We start from the raw sequence: 21,255 nt of genomic DNA, 5'->3' as shown, positions 1-21,255 counted from the left end.
TAAATGGCTTGTCTGTTATAAATTCACCTGCTCAAGATCCTTCCACCCATACACCGCTTCCTTCAGATCTCTACCGCCAAAGTTAATTTTCACCGTATCGACCTTCTCTGCACCAAGCACCTCATAAAAACGCTTGGAATCATTCTTCTCAAGCACGCAGACAATCATGGAAGAAAGTCCTTTACTCTTCAACTCGTCCACCACAGGCGCCATCAGCTTTTTGCCAAGTCCCTGGCGCTGATAGGACTCAAGTATGTAAATCGCAAAAAGCTCTCCGTCATAACCGGAATATTTATTACTTCTCTCTTCCCCGCCATTCGCAAACCCGACAACCTCACCATTGTCCTCCGCCACATAGACAACCTGGCCATCACCGATAATCTTTCCCCACATCTCTTCCCGGCGCTCATAAGACATGTGATCCAGATAATCATCAGGCACCATGCCTCTGTAAGTAGTCTTCCAAGTGTCCACCTGTACCTTCGCAATCCCTGCAGCATCTTTGAGTGTTGCTTTTCTGATGTTCATTGGGAACCTCCGTTAAAAATGTAGACTTCTATTAGACTTTGTAATTTTTCATAGATTGACTCACTAAACTAAAATGACATTAATATTAATATCCTCTCCACTAAATTTTCTGTTCTTTTATTTATCATTTCCGGTTTCCAAGCTTCCGCGTTTTTAAGATCCTCATTTAAATTTATTCCATTTTTAAAACCTATATATAAGCCGTTTCGATCAGTTTTATCTCTTTTAGTTATAAACGGAAGATTACTCAAATTACTGTTATAACCCGTAATAGTTAAATTTCCTAGAGTATGAACTAGGTTTTGTTGATGATCTCTAGCTTTCTCGACGTCACCATCAGCTATCATATCGACCCAATCTTGAGGAATATTTTTCCCTTGAGGAAAAATGTGTTCAATTGTCCATACGTATTTATTGTTTTTATTTCTCTCCCATAAATTTACCTTTGACTCTTTCGTCATTCCTTGTTGTGCTATTTTAGATAATACAAATCTAGCCGCTCCAGCATTTTCTTCATAAATATCCCCTCTAAGCTTATCTTTAAATATCATGTCATCTACAGAATGTCTTTTTAGCTGATCACGTATTAAGATATAAATATTATTTTCTATTAAATCATTTTCTTCAATTAATAATATTATATCCATAAAAATTTTAGTTAAATCACGAGTATTTGGTACATCAGTTAAATTTCGTCGCACGAAAAATTTAACAAGTAATGAGACAATCTTACTTAGAGTTTGATCGTCAAGGAAGAGTTTAGCTTGATTTTCAAATAAATATAACAATAATAAATGTGATGGAGAACCTTGAATTCTTTCAAGATCTTTAAGGTGCTCTTTGATTTCTGCAGGAAGATCCTCTTCGTTTAAAAGTATACTAGCATACACTCTGGCGCTTCGGATAATAGAATCAAGGAACTTTTCAGGGTCATTTTTTATCATAGTTTGATAAATACTTAATAATGTTGACCGCGTAGCAATTGCTCCTAAAGGGAATTTTTTACTTTCATTACCCTTTTTAAAAGGTTCATTAATTGTAGTCCTAAAAGCATTATAATAATGTCTAAAAAATCTTTCTTGAATTTTGTATTCATTTCCTATTAAATCTAAAATTTGTGTCCATTGATCAAAAAACACATCAATCGAAGAATTTTTATTTTGATCAACTTGTGCGAGCAGTAAATTTTTCATTAAGTCTACCGCTGTTAATGGTGTACCTCTATTATTTAGTGATTCAAATAAGGTATAAGCATCAGCATGTGTTGAGACCTCAATCATCACAACTATTGCAGCATTAACCTTTTCCAAAATCAAAAGCCATTTCTTTATTTTTTCAACAGAATTTTCGCCTTCTTCTAAAAGACGATTCTTAAAGTATGTATGTGCTTTATAGATTCTACGATTTCCCGTATTTTTTGGTTTTTTACGACTTGGCAGAATTTTCAGTTCACCCATCAAATACTCATAATCTTCTAAATTGCTATTTTGAATTTGAGGAGAGACCCTTATTTTATTATTATCTTTCTTCAACACAATTTTCCGCTTCAACTGTAGTAAGTCTGAAACATTATCTTCATCAAGCTCACCACGGTGATCATCGAGCACTCCATATAATGTAGCGAGCAAAATGCTTAAAGTCGTTAAACGTTGCTGACCATCGACTACTTCAAATTCAGGGTCTCCCAGAGCACTAGTAATTGTATTTATACAAATAATCGAGCCTAAAAAATACCCAGCATCATTTTCGGTTAAATCATCAAATAAATTTTCCCATTGCGACTTAGACCAGGTATATTCTCTTTGGTACTTTGGAATATGGTAGATATAACTTCTCTCTGAATCTAACAATTGCGAAATAGGAGCTTTAGTTACATTATTAATCACATCTTTACCTCCACAACGAAGCTATTTTCATAATCTATTTGGTGTCCAAATATCTGTATATCCGTTTTGCCTTGAATATTTATATAAATCTTCTAATTTCTTTGGTACATATAATTGCATATCAACTCTTTGTGTGATGTTTTCTTCTAATGAAAGAAAGTTATTTCTTTGAATAAGTTTTTCAAGAAATTCTTTGTCTGCCAATTTATTATTCTTTGAAGTGTTGCACTTTACACATGCTATTACAAGATTCCATAGTTGATCATTTTGAATAAAGCTCCATGGAATAAAATGATCCACATGGTTGCCTTTTCTTGATTTTATTTTGTTACCGCAATAAAAACACTCTTTCTGGTAGACAGAAGCTAATAATAAATAAAACTTATCCAGAGACTTTCTCTTTGATACATTTTCAATTTTTAGTAATAGTCCGTCAGTGCTTGAACCTGAATTATATTTTTCAAGGAATAATGCTAAATGATAATTTGAAAGATACATTAATACTTTTTGAAATCTTTGCATAAATGAATAAAATGACGGTGTTAACTTTAATTGACGTTTGTAATTGTCAAATGAATAAATTAATCCTTGAGTGTCGCCGTATAATGCACCCATTACATCATTTTTGCATTCAGTTATAACTTTTTTAACAATTTTAATTTTTATTTGATCAGGTATTTTTTCAAATATTATCTGATCGTTAAGATGATGTTTTAATAAAGATTCTTTTAAAACTGTTTCAATCCTCGCAGATTTTTGCTGAAGATTTAATTGACTAAGTTTATGGTGAATTACTAAGTTCCAATAAATTTCTGTAAAGCTCTCAAAGACTTGGTAATAAGTTAATTCTAATTTTTCATTAACACTATATAAATTCTCTAAAAGCGATTTAACTAAAGCATATTTATAGGAGGCTGAATTTTTTGACTTCTCCGAAAAAATGAAATTGAAGTGACTCCACACATCCTGCTCTGTTATGTATTCTGCTCTCGCTTCAGCTACCTTCAGTTTATGACTCATTGTCATTCACCTGCCCTTTATTCAATCCTCCACCTCAACCAAATAAATCTTCTCATTAAATCTACCGCGATCCCTTGCCTTCACCTCACGCGCTGCCTCCACTTCCTCAAGCGTCACTCCATGCGTCTTAGCAGCGGCAGAGATCAGTTCCAGCAGGTCTGCAAGCTCTTCAATTGCGTCTTCGTCATTCTGGGTGGCGTGGTATTCAGCCAGCTCTTCTTTCATCTTTTTCTTCACTTCAATTACATACTCTTCGTTACTCAGAATCCGCGTCTCCATTGATTTCCCGCTTGCTGCAATGATATCCGGGATAAGGTCGCGTACGAGCTTGTTGTAGACTGGCATATGGCACACTCCCTCTCGTTTTCTTCTATTATACCCCCTATAAAAGGAAGCTTCATCCAAAACTATATTTTTCTCCTGGAGCGTTATATAATAGATTCAACAGTAAAGGAGGTGAACACAATGGAGAAAGAGATCCTCAGTATTTTGCAGGACATGCAGGGGGAGCTTAAAGATATAAAGTCTGACCTGCGCGAGTTTAAGCAGCAAGTGGATGCAAGGTTCGTTGAAGTTGATACCAGATTTGATCAAGTCGATACCAGGTTTAATAAAATTGATTCACAGCTTCACCGCATGGAATATGACAATCAGCATGCGATCCTGTCTATGTTAAAAGTACAGGCAAAAAAGCATGAGGAGCAGCACCAGAATTTCGATTACCTTCTTCATAAACATATAGAGCTTGATAAAGACTTCCACACGTTCAAAAAACAATCACAGAACTAGCTCCGCGTCATTCTCCATGACACTGCTAAAATTGAATACCCAAAAAGAAAACAGCAGTGTGCGTTCACTGCTGTTTTTTGATGATTATTCATTTGGTTAGTTCAGATCAACAGCATTTCTTACAAACCCATTTGCCTGCATCAGCTTCTTTTTTGCAGTTTCAGCATCTGTACCGGTTAAGATTTTAACAATTGCAGGTTTTACTTCATAATTCGTTTCTTCAAGAACCTGCTCTGCTTCAGAATATGACACACCTGTTGCTTCACTGACAATCATTTTGGCGCGTTCTTTCAGCTTATAGTTTGATGCTTTCACATCAACCATCAGGTTCTGATAGACCTTGCCGCATTGAATCATAGAAGCGGTAGAGATCATGTTTAATACCATTTTGTGAGCCGTAGCAGCTTTTAATCTGGTAGATCCGGTTAACACTTCCGGTCCAGTATCGACTTCTATTGCTATGTCAGCAAACTTGGAAATCTCTGAATGTTTATTGCTGGTGAGACTGACTACTTTTGCACCTATGAATGATGCGTACTCTAACGCTCCTTTCACATATGGCGTTCTTCCACTGGCTGCAATGCCAATGACTACATCTTTGTTGCTAAGCTGTCTGTTTTCCAGATCTTTTACTCCCTGATTCCCGTTATCTTCTGCTCCTTCAATCGCTCTGAATAAGGATGCTTCTCCCCCCGCAAGAATAGCCTGTACTTTGTCAGCTGATGTACTGAAGGTAGGAGGACATTCTACAGCGTCCAGCAAGCCGATTCTTCCACTTGTACCTGCACCTATATAAAAAACTGACCCTCCATTAAGAAGTGCGTCTTTAACATAAGTGACTGCCTGGCTGATTTCCGGAAGAACAGCCTTTACAGCATAAGGAACTGTTTGGTCTTCTTCATTCATTAAACTAAGAATTTCATCAGTTGTCAGCTGGTCAAGGTTTTTAGATTTTACATTTTTCATCTCAGTGGTCAGTTTCGATATCATTTCCATATGGCTATCACCCTAATTATAGAATTTATTTCGCAAATCATTTAACAGCTGCCTGTCGGCTGATAGTACTCTTTTAATTGATCTTTCACTTTTTGATTTATTTGGATGTCGCTCTGCTGCAAAGCAAGTATATAAGCTCCTGCTACAGGTGGTAAATGAGATTCGATCATGTTAACTTCAGTATTCAGCTCTGATTTAAGCTGAGTACAGAATTTTTTCTTATAACGATCATTTGTAAAGAGCCCTCCATGCAGAACAATCGTTATATCCTTTTCTTTCATTTGACTTATTGCTGCTTTCACAATGAGGCATTTTTCTATGACAGCCTGCTTAAGGATTCCAGCTGCAACCCCGTCTCCTGATGCTTCTGCCTTCATTACAATTTCAGCGAGACTTCCGATCAGTGTTCTGGTATACTGATCGCCATAAATGATTGGAATGATCTCCTGTATATTCCTTATTTCAAAGTGGTCCGCGAGCATTGTGGTTAATAAGGTATGAGGTCCCCGGCCATCAAAGCTTTTTAACACGCTTGTTAAAGCCATTTGTCCAATATGATAACCGCTCCCTTCATCACCCAAAAGGTAACCCCAGCCCCCAACTCTAACCGGGTTAGATTGATCTTTTGATAACCCGTAAGCAATAGATCCGGTTCCTGCAATTAATACAATTCCCGGTGCTCCGGCTGTACCGGCATATAAAGCAGCAATTGCATCATTCGCTATATTGATCTTCTTTTCAAAGTTTGTTCCCTGAAAGAATCCTCTTATCTGTTTCTTGTCAGATTCCCGGTCACAGCCTGACAGACAAAGCTGTATGACTGCAATTTGATCGATGGAAACGTCTGTTTTTTGCATGACGTCTGTAATTAATTGCAGAAGTCTTTCTTTAACCTGATGATGTGAATTTGAATGAATATTACTGGATCCCGTTAATGACGTACCAAGTATATTCCCTTTACAGTCTCCAATGACACATGACGTTTTTGTTCCTCCTCCATCAATTCCAATCCATCTTTTTGCACCATTTGCTATCCTATTCACAGGATCACTCTCCTAAATAACACCCTTTTCTTTCATGGTCACAGCAATTACATTGTGCAACTTTCTTCTTAGACTGTTTATATTATTCTCTCTGCCATAGTGAACCCGGTTTGTTAATAATACGATCGCCAGGTTTTTTTCAGGTGAAATCCACATAGAAGTCCCCGTAAACCCTGTATGACCATAACCCTTCTGCAGGAACTGCCCTGAGAAAACTCCTGTAGAATGTAATTGCCATCCGAGACCGCGACTCAGATTTAGACTGTCCGTATAACAATCTGCAGCCAACTCAATTGTGAGTGGTGATAGCAGCATTTTCTCCTGATAGACTCCTTTATTTAAAAACAACTGACAATATTTAATCATGTCTCCGCCAGTGGAGAAGAGACCTGCATGACCACTTATGCCATTGAAATTTGTTGCATTTTCATCATGAACTTCCCCCCACTGATAGTCATTCAATGATTCCCGAAATTCTGTAGCAGCTGTTTGCATTCTCAGATGCTCTGGTGGATTAAAAAATGTATTTTTCATTCCAAGCGGCTTATAGATGTGATTCGCTGTATATTCATCTAACGGCATACCACTAACCTGCTCCGTAATATATCCTAGAACGATATAGTTTAAATCACTGTATATAACCTCAGTTCCTGCAGGTTTTTTAGCGGTAAGCCCGGCAATTTCAACAACTGCTGCTTCCATTGTCAGGTTGCGTTGATAAAATTTTATCTCCGGCGGATACCCGCTTGTATGAGTCAGCAAATGTTTGATTGTGATGTCATCATTATGTTCTTTGAATGATTGAACATAATTGTAAACCGGATCATCAAGATCAATTTCGCCTGCTTCAAGCAATAATAATATGGCAGGTAAAGTCGATGTTACTTTTGTTAACGATGCAAGGTCATACAATGTTTCTTTAGTCACTTTAACCTCTTTTTCTTTATGTGCGTAACCAGCTGAATATATTAAAGGCACACTGTCATTTGTTGTAACAGCCAGCACAGCGCCGGGGAGTGTCCCCTTTTCAATTTCCTGATCAATCAGCTTCGTTATCTTAGAAAAATCCAGTTGAGTCTCCTTCAATATCCCGCACCTCCAGTTATCCTTTGACCGCACCTTCTGTCATTCCTTTAACGATATGGCGCTGGAAGATCGCGTAGAAGATAATAACAGGCACTACCGCTATGACAAGACCTGCAAATAAGGCTCCCCAGGCACTTTCATATTGAGCATTCGTACTTAGCAAATCCATTTGTACACCAAGTGTATTTTTGCTTTCAGTCTGCAGCAGGATAAGCGCCATAAAGTATTCATTCCAAAACGTAATAGCATTTAAAATTGAAGCAGTGATAATCCCTGTTTTCACCATCGGCGTTACGATTTTAAACAGCACACCGTATGGACTCATTCCATCAACCGCTGCTGCTTCTTCCAGTTCTTTTGGAACACTGCCCATAAAACTTGATAAGATGAATATAGTGAATGGCACCTGTGAAATGGCATAAACTGCCGATAACGCAAACAGGTTATCCAGAAGATTCATATTCATTAATAAAAAGAATAATGGAATCCAGCCGAGCACTGCCGGGATCATCATAGATGCAAGATAAACATTGAATAGTACCTCACTGCCTTTAAAACGCAATCTTTCAAGTGCGTAGGTAGTGGGAATTGAAAATGCCAGACAAAGCACAGTACCCAGTACAGTTACAAATATGGTATTGAGAAAAGACGAGCCTATACTAAAATCAACCCATGCTGATACAAAATTCCCGAAATTATAGGTCTCTGGCATTGACCATGGAGAAGAGAAAATTTCAGCATTGGATTTGAAAGCTCCAACGAACATCCATATTAATGGAAACACAACGAGTATCGACCATATAATTAATGGAATACGCACAGCAGCGCCGGTTATAAATTTTGTCATATATGAGTTCCCCGCTCCCTAGTATTCTACTTTTTCTCTTTTTAGAATAAATTGCATAATTAAAACTGTTACCAGTGAAAGAATGAGTATAAGCACACCAATTGTTGCGCCGTATCCAAATTGAAAATCTTCAAAAGCTTTTTGATATAAATACGACCCCATTACTTCAGTTTCGTTCCCCGGTCCACCGTTAGTCATAATTTGCACAAGTACAAATGAACCATTTAATGATGTGATTACAATATAGATCATTGAAGTTTTAATCTGAGGCCAAATCAACGGAACAGTAATTTTCCAAAACTGCTGCCATTCACTGGCTCCATCAATTTCTGCTGATTCGTATTGGCTTTTCGGGATATTCATTATTCCTCCCATAAGCAATAGCATAAATAATCCAATACCTGCCCATATTGCCGGTACGACTAATGACGGTAATGCCCATTCCATTGAACCAAGCCACGGTCTGGTCCAGCTCTCAAGACCAACTGAAGTTAAAAAGCCGTTAACAAGACCAATATCCGGTTCGTAGATGAACTGCCAAAGAATACCGATCACTACTACAGACATAATGTTTGGAAAGAAAAACACTACTCTGTAAAAGGGTGCTTCTTTTACCTTCAATTGTGTCAAGGCCACAGCAAAAAATAACGATAAAATCATAATCCCAATTACTTTTGTGACAACAAAGAAGTAATCATTGTAAATCGCCTTACCAATAATTTCATCGTTAAACATGCGAATATAATTTTCAAATCCGACAAACTCTCTGTTTGCACTCATTCCTGACCAGTCAAATAAAGATAAATATATTCCATTTACCATTGGATAAACTGTGAAAATAACAAACAACAGAAAGGTCGGTAATAAGCAGAACGTCAAAAACAAGTACTTTTGTTTTTTAGACTGGACCACGTCATCACTCTTTTCTTTTCAGTATTATTTCAGCATATAAGTTTATTGATCTTATAGATGGAGAGAGGAATGCAAAGTCTTTATGACCCCGCATTCCTCCTTTAAGTCAATTATTCTCCTCTTAATTCTCTTGATTTATCCGCCATCGCTTTTACAAATTCTTCAGCCGTAATTTTACCCATTAAGATATCTACACTACGGGCTTTTACTTCATTTGTAATCTCAACAGCGATTTCCATCTCTTCACCTGTAGGCTGGGCACGATTATAAATTTCAATTGCTCCAGGGTTATTAATCAAATCATTAATTCCCTTAAGGAATTCAGGTACATTCTCATTTCCACTCAAATCTACGCCTTGAAGATTCATAATTGCCCCTGTTGATTCTGCAAACGCCTGAGCACGTTCTTCAGAGAACATAAACTCTACAAATGCTTTAGCTGCTTCAGGGTTCTCAGCCTCTTTTGCAATTGCTACCGGTCGGATATCCGGCACAAGCGCCATTGCATCTCCAGAGTTATTCATAGGAGTTGGAATGAAACCGTACTCAAAACCTTCTGGCGTATCATTCGCCATTTCATTTGGAAGCCAGAAGCCTACAGGAATATAAGCTGTTTCATGCATAAGGAAATTCATCTGGGTTTGCGTATGGCTTCGCGCAGCAAATCCTTCATCGATCAGACCTGCGTCAACAATCTCCTGCACCTTTTTCATAATTTCCAAAGCTTCATCACTTTCCCATGCTTCTACAACACCATTTGATAAATTATTCAGTAAGTCTTCTCCACCAGCTGCTGCAAATGCAGGGTTCAGAACTCCCCTTTGGAAATACTGAGGATATTGACCAGTTGTAATAAACGGTTCAATTCCTGCATCATCCTGTATTGTTTTCATTGATGCTAACCAGCTGTCAAAGTCTTCTGGAACTTCCCAACCGTTTTCTTCAAACCAGGCACTGTCATACCATGCACCCCAAGTATCAAAGACCAGCGGAAGACTATACACAGCTCCCTCTACTTCCTGAGCTGGTGAGATAAAGCTATCCATTAATGGTGTATCACCTTCAAAAGTTAAATCGCCTGCCCAGTCACTAAGGTCCATTAACTGTCCGTCATTAATCATTTGTGTTTCATTAGCGCCGTTTCCATCAATATAAACAACATCTGGTGGATTATTTGAGATCCATCGCGTTTTCATTTCTTCGTTAATATTTGGTCCCGAGTGTTCAATTACTTCAACATCCGGATACTCTTCTTTAAACGCTTCAATTGTGCTCTTCCACCACTCATCCCCATATCCACCTACAAAATACTGAACTTCAAGCTCTCCAGAAACCTCACCTTCTGTATTACTGTTTTCAGCTTGCTCAGATGATGAATCGTCTGAAGAACACCCTGTCAACGCGATAAGTGATATTGCCGAAACTGATAACAAATTTCTTTTTAGCTTTTTTCTACTCATTTATTTCCACCCCTGTTTTTTTATTACGCTCATAAAAGTAAGCGCTTTCTTTTATGATGAAATTGCTAGTACGTCCAGCGTCTTTCTGTCACCCCCGAAAATAAAATTGGGCATCTGTGTAAATACCTTATGAACGTACTTGCTTATTAGCTTCTAATGTGTTTTATCTATAGCTTCTCTAGTTTTATCCAAATAATGAATGGACTGTTCGTAATCTAATGAAGCGATTCCTATAAAGAGAATATCAATTACACTCAATTGGGCAATTCTTGATGCTGTTGCTCCACTCCGGATGCTTGCTTCTATTGGTGAAACAAATAAATTAACAGCTGACATTTTCTGTACAGTATTAGTACCATAAGCAGTTAAAGAAATAATTTTCACTTTATTCTTCTCAGCCATTTTTAATGTATTGATGATTTCTATTGTCTCCCCGGAATAAGATATTGCTATTACCACATCTTGTTCCTCCAGATGAACAGCTGAGGTAAGCTGAGAATGACTATCTGTAAGAGCCTCACACCACTTATTTATTCTTCTAAGCTTCTGCTCAAAATCCAATGCAACGATAGCGGATGCCCCTACACCAATAACCACTACTTTTCTCGCATTTGAAATTAAATCAATAGCGGCTTTAATTGTCTTCACATCCATTAGATTCAGCGTACTTTTTATTGAATGAAGGTTATTATTCGTTACAGACTGAATAATATCTGTCAAACTTGTATTCGCTGAAATATCTCTATATCGCTCTTCTGCATAATGATGACTGCTCAATGAAGCTGAAATACTTAGTTTTAGTTCCTTAAAACCATTAATATGCAACGAGCGGCACATTCTAATGATAGTCGCTTCACTAGCGCAAGAATTTTTTGCCAATACCGCTATTGGCATGTCCAGTACAAGTTGCGGATGATCAAGAATGTACTGAGCTACTTTTTTCTCAGAGGGTTTTAGAGAAGACAAACCTTGTTTAAGTCTTTCTAGACCATTTACCATGTTACCTCCTAACAACATATGTAGCTTAACTCCAAATATTTTTATAATTATATGTAGCTTAACTACATTTTATGCAAGTATTTTTTTACTGTCAATCATTTTTTAAATTTTCTAAATCTTTTATTTAGCAAACAGGCTGGAACTGATCTTACAATCATTTCTAGCTTTGAGCTTTTTGTTTTTGTCATCTTAGGTAACTTCCCTACTATTTGAGAAAGTACAATGATTCATTCAGTATTTCTAAACTACTGGATTTATCTATTATTGATTCGTGATATTTCCTAGATTATTTTGACTAACCTTAGAAATAATTAAAATGTTATTACTTTATAATTTGTACCATTATATACTTTGTATAAATCAAAATCAGGAGGATTAATATGGAAAACCATCTTTCAATCGAGCACTTTCTTCAAAATACTAAGATTCATATTTCAATTCTGCATGGAAATATCGCTTCCATCACGAATAAACCTAGCAACAATTTTATCCAAAAAATTATAAAAATCCCCCCAACCCACTACCTCCTCCCCGGCTTCATCGATCCACATATTCACGGGGCAGGTGGTGCGGATGTGATGGATGCGACGCCTGAGGCACTGGAAACAATGGCGCAAACCCTTGTAAAGGAAGGTGTGACATCTTTTCTGGCGACAACAATGACACAGACTGAAGAAGCTGTGCTCAAAGCATTACGCAACACCGCTGATTATATGAAGCGGCCAGCGAAAGGTGCTGAAGTGCTTGGTGTTCATCTTGAGGGGCCTTTTCTTTCACATGAAAAAGCCGGGGCTCAGGATCCTGCATTAATGCTGTCCCCTGACGTGAAGTTGTTTCAACAATTCCAGGAAGCTGCTGACGGAAATATAAAAGTGGTGACTGCAGCACCTGAGCGTGAAAACGGAATGACTTTTACAAAGGAGGTTTCCGAAAGTGGCGTTACCGTATCAATCGGCCACTCAGATGCAACGTATGATGAGCTGAAGCAGGCAGTAACAGCCGGGGCAAGTCAGGTTACGCATTTATATAATCAGATGAGTCCTTTTCATCACCGGGATCCGGGTGTAGCTGGCGGGGCGCTTTTAGAGAAAAAGGTAAACGCTGAGATCATTGCGGATTTTGTACATAGTCATCCGGAAGCAGTGCGGCTTGCATGGAACGAAAAAGGGGCAGACGGTCTTATACTGATCACTGATGCGATGCGGGCGAAAGGTTTGTCTGATGGAGAATATGATCTTGGCGGTCAGCAGGTCACAGTGACAGGTTCTGAAGCAAGGCTTGTGGATGGAACACTTGCGGGCAGTGTGCTGACGATGGATCAGGCATTGAAAAATCTGATGTCACTTACCGACCTTTCTATAGAAGAGCTTGCTAAAATCACTTCCGGGAATGCAGCACGTCAGCTTGGGGTATGGAATCGTAAAGGAAGTATTGAGCCGGGGAAAGATGCAGATTTTGTGGTGCTGGATGAAGCGTACAATGTTGTGCTGACCATCTGCCGCGGTGAAATTGTATTTCAAAAGGAGGATCTGCCATGGATATCGTCATTGTGAAAAACTATATTGAGATGAGTAAGGTTGCTGCGGGGCTTGTTAGGGACTGTATCAGAGAGCAGGAGGAGCCGGTGCTTGGGCTTGCAACAGGCGGAACACCTATCGGACTGTATCAGCTGCTCGTAAGACAGTACCGTGCAGGGCTGCTTTCATTTAAACACATGCGTACATTTAATCTGGATGAATATATCGGGCTTGATCCTGCCCATTCAAAAAGCTATCACCGTTATATGCAGGAGCACTTATTTTCTCATATTGATATCCCTCGTGATCAGACCTTTTTACCTGATGGAATGGCTTCAAACCTCGAGAAGGAATGCAGACACTATGAAAAGCTGTTAAAAAAATTCGGGCCGCCTGATTTGCAGATTCTTGGCATCGGGGAAAACGGTCATATCGGCTTTAATGAGCCCGGCAGTGATTTTAATGGACATACCCATGTCATCAGTCTTGCAGATTCTACACGGGAAGCAAACGCCCGGTACTTCCAATCACTTGAAGAAGTTCCGACACACGCGATCACCATGGGTATAAAGTCTATATTGCACAGTAAGAAAATCGTGCTACTGGCTTCAGGCGAGAGAAAAGCAGCGGCTGTCAGACGCCTGCTTGAAGGTACCCCGGATCCTACTTTTCCTGCTTCTGCTTTAAGTCAGCACAATGATGTTGTATTGATTGCAGATGAAAAAGCATTTGGTAATTAATTTCAATATAAAATAATTTTAATTCAAATTAGATATTTAGACCTATTTTACTGTATAATAAAGAAAATAGATATAGTGTACAGGAGGTGGGTCTGACTATGCTTGATCCGATCACGCTCGGAGCTGTTGTCTTTGTACTTGCAATAATTTCCGCTATAGTGATGACAATTACGTGGAAAATGAACATCCAGGAAAGAGGACTGGATATGTGGGCGTGGGCTGCGATCATAGGCGGACTCGGCTTTCTTCCTCTGCTTTTTGTACCCATTATCGGCTCATATGCTGCCGTTTTGAACAATCTCGCTACATTACTGACGCCTATCCTGATCCTTGAAGGCATTATGCGCTTTAAGGGCTATCATAAAGAGCGATTGCGCCTGCTGATTTTTATCATGACGTTTATTTATGCAACTTCATTCATTTTACTTTTCAGGGAAATGCCCAATGCACGTTTTTTAGTTTTTGATTCACTGGTCACCATTATTTTCTTTTTATCTGCATTCTTTTTACTTTGGAAATCAACTGGTCTTGAGAGAAAAATCTATATGATTTCAGCTGCCACTTTCATACTGATCGGCAGTTCTTTTGCCGGGAGATGGTTTCTGGCATTGAACGGCGCTTTTGAAGCCAACTTTGAATCACATCCTTATACGAGCTTCCTGTTCTTTATGGTCATCATCTGGACAGTCGGCTGGACTTACGGACTCAGCATTGCAGTCAATGTCCGAAACCATAACCGCGTCATGAAGCTCGCTACACATGATTATCTGACAGGTCTTCCAAACCGGAAATATCTCGACAGCTACATTGAACAGCTCCTTCACTCGGGTACAAAAAAGCCATTTGTCTTATATTCATTGGATTTGAACGGATTCAAACAGATTAATGATCTTTTCGGGCATAAGACGGGTGACGATGTACTCGTTAAAATGGCTGAATCACTCAGGGACTTCGCCTGGGGTCAGCATACCGCTGTCAGACTGGGCGGCGATGAGTTTGTTGTCATCATGCAGCAGTCCATCGACAAACAGTCTATCTCTCATACGAAGAAAGCGATCAGAGAAGCTGTCGAAAATGATAAAAAAATTGATGCCGGCACGATTAATTTAAAGACCTCCATCGGCTATGCCGCCTATCCAATAGACGGTCAGACAATGGATGAATTACTGATAAAAGCAGACGCTCAAATGTATAAAGAAAAATCTTATCGAAAAGCATGTTCAGAGATTAACTCAGCAGAATTTCAAATTTAAAATGCAAATTTCCCGGGAAATAGACAATTTATGAATACGAAATTTAATTTAAATGTTCCGGATCCGTCTGTTCAGGGTATTTGATCTCCGAAAACAATGGTGAAGCTGGTTGAGCAGGCTGTTGATCAGCTTCACGGATATTCAGCTGTTGGCCGATCAAATTCATTTTTACCACCAGATCTTCAAACTCACTTTTTGTGATCGGCTGATATTCAGGCTTCAGCACATAACCCAGCTGTCCACTAGGTTCAATCGTAGCCCACTGAACTTTATTGAAGTCATCAATCCCATTTTGCCTGAGCCACATCTCAAGCTTATCGACAGTTAACCTGATTCCTTTCAGGTTCTCTTCCACAATCCGTCCATCCTCAATCACTACTTTAGATTTACCGCTGAAAAAAGTTTCTGCTTTGTCCCATCTGATTTGCATGTATTCAATGAAGACCAGTGTGCCGATTAATAGTGCTGCCACGCCAAAAGTGGTCCAGATGTTTTTACCTGAAACGGGCTGAATTAATAAACTGCCGATGGAAATCATGATCACAGTCTGGGCAATTGTCATCTGTGAAATGGATTTTCTTCCTGAAATTCTTAACAGTAAGACGCCGGCTACAATGATAAGAATGGCTTTCCAAATCCAGTCTAAATCCATTACACTCACTCCTTTACATATGTAGAATCCCCTGCTCGAAGGGGATCATTCGTTAAGCATTTGGTGCAGGGTCTGCCGTTTCTTCAAACAGGTTGTGAATCAGCCATTTATGATAGAAGTATTCTCCTGCTGTCAGGATCACACCGGCTGCGATCGCTTCACCGAGGATGTTGTTATAACCAAGAAGTATAAGCGTAAACCAGATCACAAGTGTGCCGAGAATCAGGTCACCAATTGTGCCTATTGTATTTCCTGCATTTCTGACAACAAGCATATCCCCGATATAAGCCACTACATATAAAATAACTGCAACAGAGGTTGAATCAAGAAATGTTACCTCGTTAAAGCCCGTCAATACAATCCAAATCACCGGAAATAATAGCAGTGCTTTGATCAGCATTGATTTTCCATGGTTCATGTTTTCACACCTCCGATCTTGTATAACCTGCCCTGTTCGGGTGAGCGGTATACTAAGGGTTGTGTGACAGGTATGGTGAAATTGACCAACAAAAAAAGCCCGGTCTGATCTCCGGACTTTCTGCTTAACCAATTCTCTTCAGCCTGCTCTGCTTCATAATCTGACTGATCACCTCAGACAGCACAATCCCCATCGCGATCGAGCCTGACACCATGAATGCTTTTGCAGCAAAAGATAGCGCCATATTATAGTCATTGGTGACAAATGAGCGCATCGCATTATAGGCCGTTCCACCCGGCACAAGCGGGATAATGCCTGATACGATATAGATAATAATCGGTGCTTTATAGACACGGGAGAATACCTGGCTGATCACTGCGATCATAAAAGCGGCTGCAACCGTGGCCGGCACCTCGCCAATTCCCTGAAACGTCAGCAGAAAATAAGCCATCCACCCGAGCATGCCAACAAGCCCGCATTTCCACAAAGCTTCTCTCGGCGCGTTAAAGATAATGCCGAATCCTGCTGCAGCAATAAAGCTTGTCACAATATTAATTAAGATATCCACAGGTTATCCCCCTTTCTATAATAACGTCACAACTACTGCAATTCCTGAACCAATCGCAAATGCGGTCAGAAATGCCTCAGCCCCTTTAGATAAGCCGGATATAAAATGCCCTGCAATCAGATCGCGGACTGCGTTGGTAATTAAAAGCCCGGGAACAAGCGGCATAACAGAGCCGATAATGATTTTATCAAGCTCCTGACCAAGCCCTGTCATCACAGCCCCTGCAGCCAGCAGACCAATCACAAGTGCTGCCATGAATTCAGAGAAAAACTTGATCAGTACGAGATCATGCACATATACAACGCTCGCAAAACCCAGTCCGCCAATGATCATCGCGGGAATAAAGTCGGCCCATGACCCCTGGAACATCATGAGAAAGCAGCCGCTTGAAACTGCAGCCGCCGCAATACGCGTCATTAATGCATACGTCTCATCGTCTTTATAGATTCTTTTCAAAATACGGTAAGCTTGCGGAACGTCCAGCTCCCCATTTGCAATCCTGCGAGACGTACTATTCACAAGCATCACTTTCTTTAGATCAGTGGTGCGGTCAGAAATGCGGATCAGCTTTGTTTTGGTCGGCTCTTCCGTCTCAATTGAAAACATAATTCCAGTCGGGGTGACATAACTATGGGACTCCTTAATGCCATAGTTCTTTGCAATCCTCATCATTGTATCCTCCACCCGATACGTCTCAGCTCCACTCTCAAGCATAATTTTCCCGGCCAGCAGACAAACATCCATAATGTCATACTGCTCCTCAAGATATTGTTCCATATCCTCGATCTCCATGCCGTCACCACCTCCGTACAATTTCAGTGCTATTAGTGTATCATGATTTTTTTATAAGGCGGTGAGGAAATGTGGATTTGTTTGTGGACAACCAATATTTTTGCACAGGTATTTCATCACCTTTATGAAAATTGTTTATTAAATAGGTGAAAAACTCTGACTATCCACACACTTTACCCACAGCTGTGTAAAAATAATTAGTTGACGATTTAACATTATGGTGTAAAATTACACTAATCGTATATTTCAACACTTAAGGGGTGAGGAAATTGAATAGAGAACAGGTTATCCACATCATTTCAGACAAAATGAAGTTAATCAGGACAGAAAACGGCTTTTCTCAGGATAAAATGGCTGAGATTTTGGGGATATCTAAAAAAACGCTTGTACAAATTGAAAAAGGCCGTACATTACCAGGATGGAATACTGTGGTGGCGGTGACTGCTCTTTTTCACCAGAGTGAAGTGCTGCAAAACAGTCTTGGAGATGAGCCGCTTGAGGTGATCAGACTGGTGACATTCGAGCATGGCGTGGGGCCGGTTAACAGAACCTTAGGCGGAAAAGTATGGTGGAAGGACATCCGGTCAGCTGGCAGTTATACACTGCAGCAGAACCTGATCAGTCAGCATTACCGGATTCTTGACCCTCAGCGGTTCAGATGGTTCAGTACATTTGATGAGAAAGAAGCTTATCATCGACTGGAGGAATTAAGAGATGACAGAAAGAGTTAAAGAAAATATTTTCAGAGTGTCCGCAGCTATATTTACAGGATTTTTTGCAGTCTTTATTGTCGCGATTGCGAGCTTTTTTGCCCTGTTAATTGGAGGGGAACGCTTCATGTATACAGCGATCGGGGTCGGCGCAGCACTCTACATCTTATTTATACTCCGCCTGTTCCATCTCGTAAAGGGCAAAAAGCTTGCTTACACAGCAGCCGGTCTTATGACAGCTGTGGCTCTGACCATCGGCAGTATGGCAGCCTATGATGCCTATCTTGTGAGCATAACGAACTCAGCTGAAGTGGACCTGACAGTCTATGAGCCGTTCGAGTCAGGTACGAAAGCTGTATCCATGACCCAGGAAGCGTCACTTCATTTAGAAGAGCCCCTACCTGAATTAGATGGTGCAACTGCACTTTATCCACTGTACTCAGCATTTGTGCAGGCCGTATACCCGGAAGACGACTATCCACATGTGGGTAACTCGAATCAGACAGTGATGGCTACAAAAACGGATGAAGCTTACAGCAGATTGATCGCGGAAGAAACGGATATGATTTTCGTCGCCGGTCCATCGGAAAGACAGGAGCTGGCTGCTAAACATGCAGGATTTGAGTTCGAACTGACACCAATCGGCCGGGAAGCTTTCGTCTTTTTTGTTAATACTAAAAATCCTGTAGATTCATTAACTGTAGAAGAAATTCAGGGAATTTACTCAGGTGAAATTACAAATTGGAAAGAAGTTGGCGGCGAGGATGAGGAGATCCAGGCTTTCCAGCGTCCTGATGACAGCGGAAGCCAGACTGCACTTGAAAAACTAATGGTCGGCATTCCAATCATGGAAGCACCCGCCGAAGAAATCGTAACCGGCATGGGCGGTATCATTAAAGAAACATCTGATTACCGCAATCATGGAAACGCAATCGGTTTTTCGTACAGATTCTTCTCCACAGAAATGGTGCGAGATGGGGATATCAAGCTGATTGCCATTGATGGCGTCCATCCCTCTGCTGAATCAATCCGTGACGACAGCTACCCGCTTTCAGCCGAATTTTATGCCATTACAGTCGGCGAACGGACTGAAAATGAGCAGAAGCTGATCGACTGGATTTTGTCGGAGGAAGGGCAGTGGATTGTGGAAGAGACCGGGTATGTGAATGTTGAGTGAGGCTGTGGGATTGCTGCAAGTTCTAGGCTGATTGCTACAGTCCTGGCTCAGATCACTACAAACTGAACGGGGAATTGCTACAGTCTTGGCTCAGATTACTAAATCTCATAAAAAAACTGTCCGGAGCCTACAGCCTCCGGACAGCATTCAATCACTCTATTCACCGGCAACCTTCACCAACACGCGGCCTCTGATCTTACTTTCAATAATCTCCGACATCGCGTGAGGCACATCCTGAAGCTCAACTTCACGATCCACCATTTCCTCAAGCAGCTCAGGCTTCAGATCAGAGCCAAGGCGTTTCCAGATCTGTTCACGAAGGGGCATGGCACAGTATGCTGAATCTACCCCGAGCAGACTCACTCCGCGCAGGATAAATGGATGGACAGTAGCAGGCACCTTTGTTCCACCTGTCAATCCGCTCACTGCAACCGCGCCGTTTTGTTTCATTTTACTTAAGACAGACGCCAGACTGTCTCCTCCAACCGGATCCACAGCGCCAGCCCAGATTCCTTTATTCAGCGGCCTGATTTTCCCGCCGTCATACACTTCATCACGGGAGATCACATTTGAAGCGCCGAGTGATTTCAGATATTCATGTTCTGAAGATTTCCCTGTGCTCCCTGTTACCTGATACCCTTTTGCAGCAAGCATCGCAACAGCCATACTGCCGACACCGCCTGTTGCACCGGTCACAAGCACATCTCCTGATTCAGGTGTCACATCCTCTTTTTCAAGTCTATGTACAGATAATGCAGCTGTGAATCCTGCCGTACCAAAGATCATGGCCTCACGCAGAGAAAGTCCTTCAGGGAGCGGCACCACCCAGTCAGCAGGAATACGCGCATACTCACTGTACCCGCCAAAGTGCGTCACACCAATATCATAGCTCGTGGCAATGACAGGATCACCTTTTTTAAAACGGCTGTCTTCTGACGATTCAACTGTACCTGACAGATCAATTCCCGGAATAAACGGATACGACTGAACAATCTTACCATCCTTCAAACCTGCCAGCCCGTCTTTAAAATTCACACTGGAATACGCAACCCTAATCAGCACTTCTCCTTTTGGCAGCTGCTCTTCTGTCACATCAGTTACTTTCGCTTCTACCTGATCATCTTTTAAATCTACCATTACTGCTTTAAACGTCATCTTCAATTCCTCCCCTTTTTTAACGTGAAATATATGGATTTCCTTTTACAAAAAACCGCCACGGATAATGACGGGCCTCACCTGTATTATCAATCCCGATTCTTGGACCTGTGGCAATCTCAAAATCACCGTGTTCCCATCCTTCAAAAAGCTGCAGCGGCGGTACTGTATAGTGCGAACCGTAGTCACTCATTGCGATACCGAGTGCCTTCGTCAGCTTGCCGGGACCATTTGTCCACTCTACCTGCTTTCTGCCGGGGCGTCTTTTCTCCATTAAATGAAGGCCTTCAACCGGCTCAACCGCCCGGATCAAAACAGCCTGAGGCGTGTCCACTTCAGCCGCTACAACATTCACAAGCGTATGCGTATGCATCTGATAAGTGTACACAGAACCTGCCTTTCCGAACATAATCTCCGTCCGGCGTGTGCGGCGGTTTCCATAGCTGTGCGCTGCCCGGTCTTCAGCACCCATGTATGCTTCTGTCTCCACAATAATACCTGACGCCCTGCCCTCAGGTGTATCCTTCACAATCAGCTTCCCAAGCAGAGACTCCGCAAGCTCAAGTGCATTTTTTTCATAAAAAGATTGTTCAAGCAGTGGCATCCTCACTCCCTCCTCCTATCTTCTGTCATTCCCTGTGAAGCTCCTTCTTAAAACGATATTTTACTTAGAGGAATTCTGCTTTATATGTGGAAATTATATGTAA

23 protein-coding genes are annotated in these 21,255 nt (G+C 40.7%); 6 read left to right on the top strand and 17 right to left on the bottom strand.

Annotated elements, in window-relative coordinates; all coding sequences use genetic code 11:
• Positions 1–15: 15 nt before the first annotated feature.
• The 4 genes from UFB30_RS02165 to UFB30_RS02150 all read right to left on the bottom strand — a co-directional run bounded on the left by UFB30_RS02165 (position 16) and on the right by UFB30_RS02150 (position 3,779).
• Complete coding sequence (locus UFB30_RS02165) at positions 16–528, bottom strand: GNAT family N-acetyltransferase (protein ID WP_322420028.1); 513 nt, start codon at positions 526–528, stop codon at positions 16–18.
• A gap of 68 nt (positions 529–596) precedes the next feature.
• A complete protein-coding gene (locus UFB30_RS02160) occupies positions 597–2,414 on the bottom strand; it encodes a DUF262 domain-containing protein (RefSeq protein ID WP_322420027.1) in 1,818 nt (605 codons plus the stop codon).
• Between the two features lie 27 nt (positions 2,415–2,441).
• Positions 2,442–3,434 (bottom strand): HNH endonuclease, encoded by a 993-nt coding sequence (locus tag UFB30_RS02155; RefSeq protein WP_322420026.1) that lies wholly within the window; start codon positions 3,432–3,434, stop codon positions 2,442–2,444.
• A 21-nt stretch (positions 3,435–3,455) separates the two neighbouring features.
• A complete protein-coding gene (locus UFB30_RS02150) occupies positions 3,456–3,779 on the bottom strand; it encodes a nucleoside triphosphate pyrophosphohydrolase (protein WP_322420025.1) in 324 nt (107 codons plus the stop codon).
• A 120-nt stretch (positions 3,780–3,899) separates the two neighbouring features.
• Here UFB30_RS02150 and UFB30_RS02145 point away from each other — a divergent pair, with 120 nt between their 5' ends.
• Positions 3,900–4,223 carry a hypothetical protein gene (locus tag UFB30_RS02145; RefSeq protein WP_322420024.1) on the top strand — a complete coding sequence of 108 codons (324 nt, stop codon included), beginning with the start codon at positions 3,900–3,902 and terminating at the stop codon, positions 4,221–4,223.
• Positions 4,224–4,319: 96 nt separating this feature from the next.
• On the opposite strand, the gene murQ is transcribed toward UFB30_RS02145, so the two are convergent.
• From murQ to UFB30_RS02110, 7 genes are all read right to left on the bottom strand, one after another.
• Positions 4,320–5,219 (bottom strand): N-acetylmuramic acid 6-phosphate etherase, encoded by a 900-nt coding sequence (gene murQ / locus UFB30_RS02140; protein WP_322420023.1) that lies wholly within the window; start codon positions 5,217–5,219, stop codon positions 4,320–4,322.
• A gap of 41 nt (positions 5,220–5,260) precedes the next feature.
• Positions 5,261–6,262 (bottom strand): BadF/BadG/BcrA/BcrD ATPase family protein, encoded by a 1,002-nt coding sequence (locus tag UFB30_RS02135; protein WP_322420022.1) that lies wholly within the window; start codon positions 6,260–6,262, stop codon positions 5,261–5,263.
• A 12-nt stretch (positions 6,263–6,274) separates the two neighbouring features.
• Positions 6,275–7,348, bottom strand: a complete 1,074-nt coding sequence (locus UFB30_RS02130) for a serine hydrolase domain-containing protein (protein WP_322420021.1) — start codon at positions 7,346–7,348, stop codon at positions 6,275–6,277.
• Positions 7,349–7,364: 16 nt separating this feature from the next.
• On the bottom strand, positions 7,365–8,195 hold the full coding sequence (locus UFB30_RS02125; RefSeq protein ID WP_322420020.1) for a carbohydrate ABC transporter permease: 831 nt from the start codon (positions 8,193–8,195) through the stop codon (positions 7,365–7,367).
• A gap of 18 nt (positions 8,196–8,213) precedes the next feature.
• A complete protein-coding gene (locus tag UFB30_RS02120; protein WP_322420019.1) occupies positions 8,214–9,107 on the bottom strand; it encodes a carbohydrate ABC transporter permease in 894 nt (297 codons plus the stop codon).
• A 110-nt stretch (positions 9,108–9,217) separates the two neighbouring features.
• Positions 9,218–10,567 (bottom strand): extracellular solute-binding protein, encoded by a 1,350-nt coding sequence (locus UFB30_RS02115; RefSeq protein WP_322420018.1) that lies wholly within the window; start codon positions 10,565–10,567, stop codon positions 9,218–9,220.
• Between the two features lie 153 nt (positions 10,568–10,720).
• Positions 10,721–11,566: a MurR/RpiR family transcriptional regulator gene (locus tag UFB30_RS02110; RefSeq protein WP_322420017.1), complete on the bottom strand. Its 846-nt coding sequence runs from the start codon at positions 11,564–11,566 to the stop codon at positions 10,721–10,723.
• A 380-nt stretch (positions 11,567–11,946) separates the two neighbouring features.
• On the opposite strand from UFB30_RS02110, the gene nagA reads away from it, so the two are divergent.
• The 3 genes from nagA (at position 11,947) to UFB30_RS02095 (ending at position 15,076) form a co-directional block, all read left to right on the top strand.
• Positions 11,947–13,119 carry an N-acetylglucosamine-6-phosphate deacetylase gene (gene nagA, locus UFB30_RS02105; protein ID WP_322420016.1) on the top strand — a complete coding sequence of 391 codons (1,173 nt, stop codon included), beginning with the start codon at positions 11,947–11,949 and terminating at the stop codon, positions 13,117–13,119.
• Complete coding sequence (gene nagB / locus UFB30_RS02100; RefSeq protein WP_322420015.1) at positions 13,101–13,823, top strand: glucosamine-6-phosphate deaminase; 723 nt, start codon at positions 13,101–13,103, stop codon at positions 13,821–13,823. The genes nagA and nagB overlap by 19 nt, the downstream gene beginning before the upstream one ends.
• Positions 13,824–13,921: 98 nt before the next feature.
• The gene (locus UFB30_RS02095) at positions 13,922–15,076 is read left to right on the top strand and encodes a GGDEF domain-containing protein (protein ID WP_322420014.1); all 1,155 of its coding nucleotides are present in this window, start codon (positions 13,922–13,924) and stop codon (positions 15,074–15,076) included.
• A 43-nt stretch (positions 15,077–15,119) separates the two neighbouring features.
• On the opposite strand, the gene UFB30_RS02090 is transcribed toward UFB30_RS02095, so the two are convergent.
• The 4 genes from UFB30_RS02090 to UFB30_RS02075 all read right to left on the bottom strand — a co-directional run bounded on the left by UFB30_RS02090 (position 15,120) and on the right by UFB30_RS02075 (position 17,491).
• Positions 15,120–15,728 carry a DUF421 domain-containing protein gene (locus UFB30_RS02090; RefSeq protein WP_322420013.1) on the bottom strand — a complete coding sequence of 203 codons (609 nt, stop codon included), beginning with the start codon at positions 15,726–15,728 and terminating at the stop codon, positions 15,120–15,122.
• A gap of 52 nt (positions 15,729–15,780) precedes the next feature.
• On the bottom strand, positions 15,781–16,146 hold the full coding sequence (locus tag UFB30_RS02085; RefSeq protein ID WP_322420012.1) for a DUF2512 family protein: 366 nt from the start codon (positions 16,144–16,146) through the stop codon (positions 15,781–15,783).
• 124 nt (positions 16,147–16,270) lie between these two features.
• Positions 16,271–16,714: a threonine/serine exporter family protein gene (locus tag UFB30_RS02080; RefSeq protein ID WP_322420011.1), complete on the bottom strand. Its 444-nt coding sequence runs from the start codon at positions 16,712–16,714 to the stop codon at positions 16,271–16,273.
• Positions 16,715–16,729: 15 nt separating this feature from the next.
• Positions 16,730–17,491, bottom strand: a complete 762-nt coding sequence (locus tag UFB30_RS02075) for a threonine/serine exporter family protein (RefSeq protein ID WP_435390791.1) — start codon at positions 17,489–17,491, stop codon at positions 16,730–16,732.
• A 284-nt stretch (positions 17,492–17,775) separates the two neighbouring features.
• Between UFB30_RS02075 and UFB30_RS02070 the strand changes: the two genes are divergently transcribed.
• Complete coding sequence (locus UFB30_RS02070; protein ID WP_322420009.1) at positions 17,776–18,237, top strand: helix-turn-helix transcriptional regulator; 462 nt, start codon at positions 17,776–17,778, stop codon at positions 18,235–18,237.
• A complete protein-coding gene (locus UFB30_RS02065; RefSeq protein WP_322420008.1) occupies positions 18,221–19,393 on the top strand; it encodes a PstS family phosphate ABC transporter substrate-binding protein in 1,173 nt (390 codons plus the stop codon). The genes UFB30_RS02070 and UFB30_RS02065 overlap by 17 nt, the downstream gene beginning before the upstream one ends.
• Before the next feature lie 156 nt (positions 19,394–19,549).
• Here the strand turns inward: UFB30_RS02065 and UFB30_RS02060 are convergent, their stop codons facing one another.
• Positions 19,550–20,554, bottom strand: a complete 1,005-nt coding sequence (locus UFB30_RS02060; protein ID WP_322420007.1) for an acrylyl-CoA reductase family protein — start codon at positions 20,552–20,554, stop codon at positions 19,550–19,552.
• A gap of 13 nt (positions 20,555–20,567) precedes the next feature.
• A complete protein-coding gene (locus UFB30_RS02055; RefSeq protein ID WP_322420006.1) occupies positions 20,568–21,152 on the bottom strand; it encodes a DNA-3-methyladenine glycosylase in 585 nt (194 codons plus the stop codon).
• Positions 21,153–21,255 lie beyond the last annotated feature (103 nt).

The sequence above is a fragment of the Jeotgalibacillus haloalkalitolerans genome (assembly GCF_034427455.1).
GTDB lineage: Bacteria > Bacillota > Bacilli > Bacillales > Jeotgalibacillaceae > Jeotgalibacillus > Jeotgalibacillus haloalkalitolerans.
The sequence above is the reverse complement of the archived record's forward strand: the minus strand, read 5'-3'. Positions and strand labels throughout refer to the sequence as shown.